General features: G+C 65.5%; 9 protein-coding genes. 1 reads left to right on the forward strand and 8 read right to left on the reverse strand.

Annotated elements, in window-relative coordinates:
• The first annotated feature begins 129 nt into the window (after positions 1-129).
• On the forward strand, positions 130-642 hold the full coding sequence (locus tag JOY90_RS03600) for a GcrA family cell cycle regulator (RefSeq protein ID WP_291689793.1): 513 nt from the start codon (positions 130-132) through the stop codon (positions 640-642).
• Positions 643-862: 220 nt separating this feature from the next.
• Here the strand turns inward: JOY90_RS03600 and phoB are convergent, their stop codons facing one another.
• The 8 genes from phoB to JOY90_RS03640 all read right to left on the reverse strand — a co-directional run.
• Positions 863-1,564, reverse strand: coding sequence for a phosphate regulon transcriptional regulator PhoB (phoB, locus tag JOY90_RS03605; protein WP_291689794.1), 702 nt, complete (start codon positions 1,562-1,564; stop codon positions 863-865).
• 71 nt (positions 1,565-1,635) lie between these two features.
• A complete protein-coding gene (gene phoU / locus JOY90_RS03610; protein ID WP_291689795.1) occupies positions 1,636-2,352 on the reverse strand; it encodes a phosphate signaling complex protein PhoU in 717 nt (238 codons plus the stop codon).
• A 10-nt stretch (positions 2,353-2,362) separates the two neighbouring features.
• Positions 2,363-3,178 (reverse strand): phosphate ABC transporter ATP-binding protein PstB, encoded by an 816-nt coding sequence (pstB, locus tag JOY90_RS03615; protein ID WP_291689796.1) that lies wholly within the window; start codon positions 3,176-3,178, stop codon positions 2,363-2,365.
• Positions 3,175-4,020, reverse strand: a complete 846-nt coding sequence (pstA, locus tag JOY90_RS03620) for a phosphate ABC transporter permease PstA (RefSeq protein ID WP_291689800.1) — start codon at positions 4,018-4,020, stop codon at positions 3,175-3,177. The genes pstB and pstA overlap by 4 nt, the downstream gene beginning before the upstream one ends.
• A 13-nt stretch (positions 4,021-4,033) precedes the next feature.
• Complete coding sequence (gene pstC / locus JOY90_RS03625; RefSeq protein ID WP_291689801.1) at positions 4,034-5,029, reverse strand: phosphate ABC transporter permease subunit PstC; 996 nt, start codon at positions 5,027-5,029, stop codon at positions 4,034-4,036.
• A 235-nt stretch (positions 5,030-5,264) separates the two neighbouring features.
• A complete protein-coding gene (gene pstS, locus JOY90_RS03630; protein ID WP_291689797.1) occupies positions 5,265-6,275 on the reverse strand; it encodes a phosphate ABC transporter substrate-binding protein PstS in 1,011 nt (336 codons plus the stop codon).
• Positions 6,276-6,416: 141 nt separating this feature from the next.
• Positions 6,417-7,724 carry an ATP-binding protein gene (locus JOY90_RS03635; RefSeq protein ID WP_291689798.1) on the reverse strand — a complete coding sequence of 436 codons (1,308 nt, stop codon included), beginning with the start codon at positions 7,722-7,724 and terminating at the stop codon, positions 6,417-6,419.
• A gap of 22 nt (positions 7,725-7,746) precedes the next feature.
• Positions 7,747-8,586, reverse strand: an 840-nt coding sequence (locus JOY90_RS03640; RefSeq protein WP_291689799.1) for a UPF0104 family protein, incomplete at its 5' end; no start/stop codon positions are given.

The raw sequence follows: 8,586 nt of genomic DNA on the forward strand, positions 1-8,586 counted from the left end.
GCGTACACGTCCGGGCGCGCTTTTCGCGCCGGCGAACCCTAAGGGATTCTGCACGCAGGGTTTTTTGGAGTCTGGCACCGCGGCGCCGCCCCGACATTCCGGCCGGCGCCGTGCGAAGGGAAGAGTGCGATGACGGTATTGACCTGGTCTGACGATCGCGTCGAGCAGCTCAAGAAGCTCTGGGAGGCCGGACATTCGGCCAGCCAGATCGCTGCTGAACTTGGAAATGTGACCCGCAACGCCGTGATCGGCAAGGTGCACAGGCTCGGTCTGTCCGGCCGCGCCAAGAGCCCGGCGGCCGCGGCGCCGAGGCAACGCAAGCCGCGTCCCGCCCAGCACATGATGCGGGTGGCGCGCCCGGTGACGCGCGGCAACACCGCGCTGGCGCATGCCTTCGAGACCGAACTCGAGCCGGATCCGATCACCTACGACAACGTGGTGCCGATGAGCCAGCGTCTGTCGCTGCAGGAGTTGAACGAGGCCACCTGCCACTGGCCGGTCGGCGATCCCTCGAGCCCGGATTTCTTCTTCTGCGGCGGCAAGGCGCTCGCGGGCCTGCCCTATTGCGTGCAGCACTCCCGCATCGCCTATCAGCCCGCCGCCGACCGCAGGCGTCCGTCGAGCAAGCCCACGACGCGGTGATCTTCCGAGATTTCCGCTGTCGCAGCGAACGCGATGCACCCTCTCCTTTCGCGGGACGTTTCGTGGGAGAGGGTGGTTTCGCACGCCAGCATCCGCGGAGACAGATCCCTCATCCGGCGCCACCTTCTCCCACATCCGCCTTCGCCCGAGCTCTTCGGCGGACGCGAGGGGAGAAGGGAATCGAGCAAGCGGCCTGCTTAACTTCTGAAAATACGAATAGTTATTCCACCTTGGCGAAGCGGTCGTCGAGCGCGTAGCCGGCGCCGCGCACGGTGCGGATCGGATCCTGCTCGCGGCCGGGATTGAGCAATTTGCGCAGACGGCCGATGTGCACGTCGACGGTGCGCTCGTCGATGTAGATGTCGCGGCCCCAGACGCTGTCGAGCAACTGCTCGCGCGAGAACACCCGGCCCGGATGCTCCAGGAAGAATTCGAGCAGGCGGTACTCGGTCGGGCCGAGGTCGATCGGCCGGCCCGAGCGCGCGACGCGGCGCTTCTCGCGGTCGAGCTCGATGTCGCCATAGGCGAGCACGGTGGCGAGCCGCTCGGGGCTCGCGCGGCGCAGCAGGCCCTTCACCCGCGCCAGCAATTCCGGCACCGAGAACGGCTTGACGATGTAGTCGTCGGCGCCGGTGGCGAGCCCGCGGACGCGCTCGCTCTCCTCGCCGCGCGCCGTCAGCATGATGATCGGGAGCTGCTTGGTCTCGGGGCGCGCGCGCAGGCGGCGGCACAATTCGATGCCGGACAGCCCCGGCAGCATCCAGTCGAGCACGATCAGATCGGGCACCCGCTCCTTCAGCCGCGTGTCGGCGTCGTCGCCGCGGGCAACCGTCTCGACCTCATAGCCTTCGGCGTCGAGGTTGTAGCGCAAGAGCGTGGTCAGGGCTTCTTCGTCTTCCACCACCAGAATACGCGCGCTCATGGCCTAGCTGTCTCCTTCTCAAGCGGGCATGATCTGCCGGGATCGGGCCCCCAAGCCCCTGATTTCGAGCCCTAGTTTCCGGGAACCGGCGTGGCGAACGTCGTCATGTCACCCTTCGGGCGCTTGTCGACCATCGGCTGGCCCTCGATCATGTAGAACACGGTCTCGGCAATGTTGGTGGCATGATCGCCGATCCGCTCGATGTTCTTGGCGCAGAACATCAGATGAATGCAGAACGAGATGTTGCGCGGATCCTCCATCATGTAGGTGAGGAGCTCGCGGAACAGCGAGGTGCAGATGGCGTCGACCTCCTCGTCGCCCTTCCAGACCGTCATCGCCGCAGGCAGGTCGTGCGCGGCATAGGCATCGAGCACGGTCTTGACCTGGGACTGCACCAGGTCGGTCATGTGCTCGAGCCCGCGGATCAGCTTCAGCGGTTGGAAATCGCTCTCCAGCGCCTGCACGCGCTTGCCCATGTTCTTGGCGAGGTCGCCGATCCGCTCCAGGTCGGTCGCAACCCGCATCGCGCCGACGATCTCGCGCAGGTCGACCGCCATCGGCTGGCGCCGCGCGATGGTCAACACCGCGCGCTCCTCGATCAGGCGCTGCAGATGGTCGATCTCGAGATCGTTGGCGACGACCTTCTGGCCGAGCCCGACGTCGCGGCGCACCAGCGCATCGACGGAATCCACGATCATGCGCTCGGCGAGCCCGCCCATCTCGGCGACCAGCCGGGTCAGCTCCTGCAGGTCGCTGTCGAACGCCTTGGCGGTATGTTCGGAAACCATGTCCGTCTCCTTAGCCGAATCGGCCGGTGATGTAATCCTGGGTGCGGCGGTCGCTCGGCGAGGTGAAGATCTTGCTGGTGTCGTCGAACTCGATCAACTCGCCGAGATACATGAAGGCGGTCTTGTCCGAGACGCGCGCGGCCTGCTGCATGTTGTGGGTGACGATCGCGATCGTGTAGTTCTCGGCCAATTCCTGGATCAGCTCCTCGACCTTGGCGGTCGAGATCGGGTCCAGCGCCGAGCACGGCTCGTCGAACAGGATCACTTCGGGGCGCACGGCGACTGTCCGCGCGATGCAGAGCCGCTGCTGCTGGCCGCCGGACAGGCTCAGGCCCGAGGCGTTGAGCTTGTCCTTGACCTCGTTCCACAGCGCGCCGCCGCGCAGCGCCTTCTCGACGCGGCCGTCCATCTCGGACTTCGGGATCTTCTCGTAGAGGCGGATGCCGAAGGCGATGTTCTCGTAGATCGTCATCGGAAACGGCGTCGGCTTCTGGAACACCATGCCGACCCGCGCGCGCAGCAGGTTGAGATCGAGCTTCGGATCGAGGATGTTGGTCTCGTCGAGGATCAGATCACCGGTGGCGCGCTGGCCCGGATAGAGATCGTACATCCGGTTGAAGATGCGCAACAGCGTGGACTTGCCGCAGCCGGACGGGCCGATGAAGGCGGTGACGCGGTTGGTGCCGAGCGAGAGGTTGATGCCCTTCAGCGCATGGTGATCGCCATAGTAGAAGTTGAGGTTGCGCGCGGTCACCTTGGCCGGCGCCGGCGGCAGGTTGCTGGTGCGGCCCGGGATCTCTGCGGTGCTTACGGAAAGTTCGGTCATTTTGCGGTCCTCTCGGCGCCGAGGATGCGCGCGCCGATGTTCAGGGCGAGCACGGTCAAGGTGATCAGCAGCGCGCCGCTCCAGGCGAGCTGCTTCCAATAGGCGTAGGGGCTCTGCACGAAGTTGTTGATGGTGACCGGCAGGTTGGCCATCGTCTTGGTGAGGTCGAGGCTGTAGAACTGGTTGGACAGCGCGGTGAACAGCAATGGCGCGGTCTCGCCGGCGACGCGGGCGGTGGCGAGCAGCACTCCGGTGATCAGGCCCGAACGCGCCGCGCGATAGGCGATGCGCTTGATCACGAGCGAGCGCGGCAGGCCGAGCGCGGAAGCCGCCTCGCGCAGCGGGTTCGGCACCAGCAGCAGCATGTCCTCGGTGGTGCGCAGCACCACCGGAATGACGATCACCGCGAGCGCGAGCGAGCCCGCGATCGCCGAGAAGCCGCCCATCGGCACCACCACGGCGCCGTAGATGAACAGGCCGATGATGATCGACGGCGCGCTCAGCAGGATGTCGTTGATGAAGCGGATGATCGAGGTCAAGCGGTCATGCCGGCCGTATTCGGCGAGATAGGTGCCGGCGAACAGGCCGAGCGGGGCGCCGATGCCGACGCCGATCACGGTCATGATCACGGAGCCGGTGATCGCGTTGAGAAGGCCGCCCTCGTTCGAGCCGGGCGGCGGCGTGTTCTGGGTGAAGACCTGCAGGTTGAGCCCGGTGACGCCGTTGTACAGCAGCGTGAACAGGATCAGCGCGAGCCAGGTCACGCCGAACAGCGCGGCGCCGACGCAGAGCCAGCGCACCACGATGTCCCAGCGGCGGCGGCGGCGATAGATCGGATTGATGACCGGGATCATCTCACTTCCCCGCCTTCTGTTCGAGCCGCAACAGCATCAGCCGCGCCGCGGCCAGCACGAAGAACGTCAGGACGAACAGCAACAGGCCGAGCAGGATCAGGCTCGACTGATGCAGCCCGTCGCTCTCGGCGAATTCGGAGGCGATCGCCGCCGAGATCGTCGTGCCCGGCGCGAAGATCGAGGACGAGATGCGGAACGAGTTGCCGATGATGAAGGTCACCGCCATGGTCTCGCCGAGCGCACGGCCGAGCGCCAGCATGACGCCGCCGATGACGCCGACCCGGGTGTAGGGAATCACCACGCTGCGCACGACCTCCCAGGTGGTGCAGCCGACGCCATAGGCCGCCTCTTTCAGCACCGGGGGCACCGTCTTGAAGACGTCGACCGAGATCGCGGTGATGAAGGGCAGCACCATGATGGCGAGGATCAGCGCCGCGTTGAACAGGCTGAGATAGGACGGCGGGCCGGCAAAGATCGCCCCGAGCACCGGCACGTTGCCGAACGTCTCGATCATGAACGGCTGGAACGTATAGGCCAGGAACGGCCCCAGCACGAAGAAGCCCCACATGCCGTAAATGATCGAGGGGATGCCCGCGAGCAGCTCGATGGCGATGCCGATCGGCCGGCGCAGCCATTGCGGGCACAGTTCGGTCAGGAAGATCGCGATGCCGAGCCCGACCGGGATCGCGATCAGCATCGCGATGAACGAGGTCACCAGCGTGCCGTACATTGGCGCGAGCGCGCCGAGCACCGGCGGATCTGCGGACGGCGCCCAGCGCTGCGTCCACAGGAACGGCAAGCCGTATTCCCGGATCGCGGGCCAGGCGCCGACGATCAGGGACACGATGATGCCGCCGAGGATCAGCAGCACCGAGATCGCGGAAATACGGGTGATCCAGTAGAAGGTGAGGTCACCGAGCTTGAATGAGCTCAACGCCCGGGCGCGGTCGAACGGTCCTACGGCCTCGGCTGCGCCGACGTCACTTTGAACGGCCATATCTGCCACGCCAATCCCTCTCTTGCTCCAGCGACAGGCAGGGCACACCTGTCGCGCTTCCATTTCCGCCTCCCCGGCAGACGACCGGCGATCCCGACGGGGACCGGAGGCGCGGTGCCTTTTCTCAATCCCCGAATTTCAGGTCCCGGGGCTGTTTTTCCGGGTTGCGACCCCCGGCGGAGTGACCCTTCCCCTTGGCAGGGGAAGGGCAGAACTTCATCGCAGCGTCCGAACCTCAGCTCTTGATGTCCGAGGACCAGGTCTTCTCGATCAGCTTGACCACGGCGTCGGGCATCGGGATGTAGTCGAGCTCCTCGGCCATCTTGCCACCATTCGCGAAAGCCCACTTGAAGAACTTCAGCGCTTCGGCGGCAGCGGCCTTGTCGGTCGGCTCCTTGTGCATGAGGATGAAGGTCGAGGCCGTGATCGGCCAGGACTTGTCGCCGGGCTGGTTGGTGAGGATCACGTAGTAGCCGGGCGCATGGGTCCAGTCGGCGTTGGACGCCGCGGCCTGGAACGCCTCCACGGTCGGCTGCACGGTCTTGCCCGCGCCGTTCACCATCGCGGTATAGGTCAGCTTGTTCTGCTTGGCGTAAGCATATTCGACATAGCCGATCGAGTCCTTGGTCTGGCTGATGTTGCCGGACACGCCCTCGTTGCCCTTGGCGCCGACGCCGACCGGCCACTCCACCACGGTGCCCTCACCGACCTTGCCCTTCCAGTCCGCGCTGGCCTTGGAGAGATAGTTGGTGAAGTTGAAGGTGGTGCCCGAACCGTCGGAGCGGCGCACGACCGTGATCGCGGTCGACGGCAACTTGACGCTCGGGTTCAGCTTCTTGATCGCAGCATCATCCCACTTGGTGATCTTGCCCTGGAAGATGTCGGCGAGCGTCTGGCCGTCGAGCACCATCTCGCCGGGCTTGACGCCCTCGATGTTGACGACCGGAACGATCGCACCCATGACCATCGGCCACTGCACCAGACCGTCCTTTTCGAGCTGCTCGACCTTGAGCGGCATGTCGCTCGCGCCGAAGGTCACGGTCTTGGCTTCGATCTGCTTGATGCCGCCGCCGGAACCGATCGACTGATAGTTCAAGCCGTTGCCGGTCTCCTTCTTGTAGGCGTCGGCCCATTTCGAATAGATCGGATACGGAAAGGTTGCGCCCGCGCCGGTGATGTCGGCGGCAAAGGCTGTCGTCGATGCGGCTACCAGTCCGGCCGCGACGATCGCTTTCACGAAGTTCATTGCTGGTCTCCCTGCGGTGAGCGAAGCGTCGTTCACGCCCGATCGCGCTCACTGACCTGCCTTTAAAAGCCGTCATTGCCGCTTTTATAAAGGTTTGATGACACTTGGATGACGCGCCAAACCATTCAAATTACTAAGGTATTAGGCCGCCGCCTGGGATTTGGGCTGGGGAAAGCAGGCCGTGAAGGTGGCCCCATTCCTGGGCACGCTTTCGATCAAAAGCCGGCCGCGGTGGCGGCTAAGAATATGTTTCACCAGCGATAAACCGAGACCGGTACCGCCCTGCGCGCGGCTGTCGCCGACATCGACCCGGTAGAACCGCTCGGTCAGCCGCGGCAGGTGCTCCGGTGCGATGCCGGGACCGAAATCACGCACCATCACTCGGATTTCCGGAGAACCTTCGCCTGATATCGCCGAGCTCAGGGAGACGATGACCTTGCCGCCCGAGGCGCCGTATTTGAGCGCGTTCTCGATCAGGTTCTCGAACAGCCGCAACAGCTCCTCGCGATCGCCGGCGATCAGGACCGGCGCCTCGGGCAGATCGATATGGACCGCGACCTGACGATCGCGCGCCAAGGGCTCGAGGCCGTCCGCGACCTGCCGGATCAGGATCACGAGGTCCACCAGCGTGTCGGGCCGGACATGGGCCGACAGCTCGACCCGCGACAGCGACAAGAGATCGTCGATCAGCCGCGCCATGCGGGTGGCCTGGGCATGCATGATGGTGAGGAAGCGCTCGCGCGCCCTGGCGTCGTCCTTGGCCGGTCCCTGCAGCGTATCGATGAAGCCGGACAACGCCGCGAGCGGCGTGCGCAGTTCGTGGCTGGCATTGGCGACGAAGTCGGCGCGCATCTCTTCGACCCGCCGCAGCGGCGTCAAATCGTGGAAGGTCATCAGCATGCACTTGTCGATGCCGCCGAAGGCGGTCGGCACCGGCACCGGCGTGATGATCAGCTCCATCCAGCGATCGACCGGCACGTGGTCGTGATAGGTGGCCCGCCGCGGCTCGGTGGTGGCGATCGCCTCGCGCAGCGCGATGATGATCTCGGGGGAGCGCAGCGCGAACTGGGCGAGCTCGTTCCTCCGCAGCGCGGGGGCGAGCTGGGCGGCGGCGGCGTTGAGATGGAGCACCCGGCCGGCGCGGTCGAGCAGCACCGCCGGATCGGGAATGCCGGCAACGACGGCGCTGACCGCGGGCGTCTCCGCCGGATTGCCGCCGCGGACGTCCTCACGCGAGGCATCGCGATGGTGCAGCGGCCACGGCACCAGCGCCGCCGCGCCGATGCAGGCGAACACCGCCAACGCGCGAAGCGGCGACAGCTCGTCGAATATGACCAGCACGGCGAGCGCAATACCGGCGACCAGGAGGATGACGGCGGAGTTCCGCAACCGTTCCGGCCACGGTGACGACGGCGAGGCTGAGGAGGAGGAAGGAGCGTCTACTGCCATCTGGCCTCCGTGTCGTTCCTCGTCAGGCGCCGGTATCTCCACGCTCTCTCACATAAGCAGCCTCGCGCGCGGGCCCTGGATCGAGCCCAGGATCGAGGCCAAGCGCGGCCTGACGCAGGCGCTTCGACCGGGCGGAGACAATAACCTCCCGAAACGTCAGCAAGATTACAGAGATGACAAAGGGGGCAATATAGTAAAGCAGGCGAAATAGCAGCATACCGGCGAGCAGGTCCTCGCGGTCCATCTGCCAGAGCCCGACCAGCATGGCGGCGTCGAACACGCCGAGCCCGCCCGGCGAGTGGCTGGCGAAGCCGAGCAGCGTCGCCGACACGAAGATCACCGCGACCACCACGAAGCCGAGATTGGGCTCGTCCGGGACCAGCACGTACATTGCGAGCGCGCAGAAGCCGAGGTCGAAGATTCCGATCACGATCTGCAACAGGGTCAGCGGGCCGCCCGGCAACATCACGGTCCAGGGCCCGCGGCCGACCGAGCGCGGCTGCGCCCACACCCAGGCCACATAGGCCATCAGGGCCAGGATGATTCCGAACGCGATCGTGCGGTTCAGCCAGGGCGGCAACTGATCGATCGAAGAGGCGGCCTCGGGATGGTAGGCGATGCCGAGCCCCAGCACCGCCGCGTTGCCGAGCCAGAATGTCAGGCCGGCCAGGAAGCAGATCTTGGCGACGTCGATGGCGTTCAGGCCATAGGCGGAATAGATGCGGTAGCGCACCGCGCCGCCGGTGAAGACGCTGGCGCCAATGTTGTGGCCAATGGAATAGCTGGTGAAGCCAGCCAGCGCCGCGACGCGATAAGGCACCTTGTCCTTTCGGATCGTGCGTAGCGCAAACAGGTCATAGAA

Source organism: Bradyrhizobium sp. (genome assembly GCF_019242285.1).
In the GTDB taxonomy this organism is placed as follows: domain Bacteria; phylum Pseudomonadota; class Alphaproteobacteria; order Rhizobiales; family Xanthobacteraceae; genus Bradyrhizobium.

What these genes read in the sequence shown, in the direction of transcription:
- phoB (WP_291689794.1), bottom strand. Translation starts at nt 1,564, where the DNA reads ATGAGCGCGCGTATTCTGGTGGTGGAAGACGAAGAAGCCCTGACCACG.
- pstS (WP_291689797.1), bottom strand. Translation starts at nt 6,275, where the DNA reads ATGAACTTCGTGAAAGCGATCGTCGCGGCCGGACTGGTAGCCGCATCG.
- JOY90_RS03600 (WP_291689793.1), top strand. Translation starts at nt 130, where the DNA reads ATGACGGTATTGACCTGGTCTGACGATCGCGTCGAGCAGCTCAAGAAG.
- pstB (WP_291689796.1), bottom strand. Translation starts at nt 3,178, where the DNA reads ATGACCGAACTTTCCGTAAGCACCGCAGAGATCCCGGGCCGCACCAGC.
- phoU (WP_291689795.1), bottom strand. Translation starts at nt 2,352, where the DNA reads ATGGTTTCCGAACATACCGCCAAGGCGTTCGACAGCGACCTGCAGGAG.
- pstC (WP_291689801.1), bottom strand. Translation starts at nt 5,029, where the DNA reads ATGGCCGTTCAAAGTGACGTCGGCGCAGCCGAGGCCGTAGGACCGTTC.
- JOY90_RS03635 (WP_291689798.1), bottom strand. Translation starts at nt 7,724, where the DNA reads ATGGCAGTAGACGCTCCTTCCTCCTCCTCAGCCTCGCCGTCGTCACCG.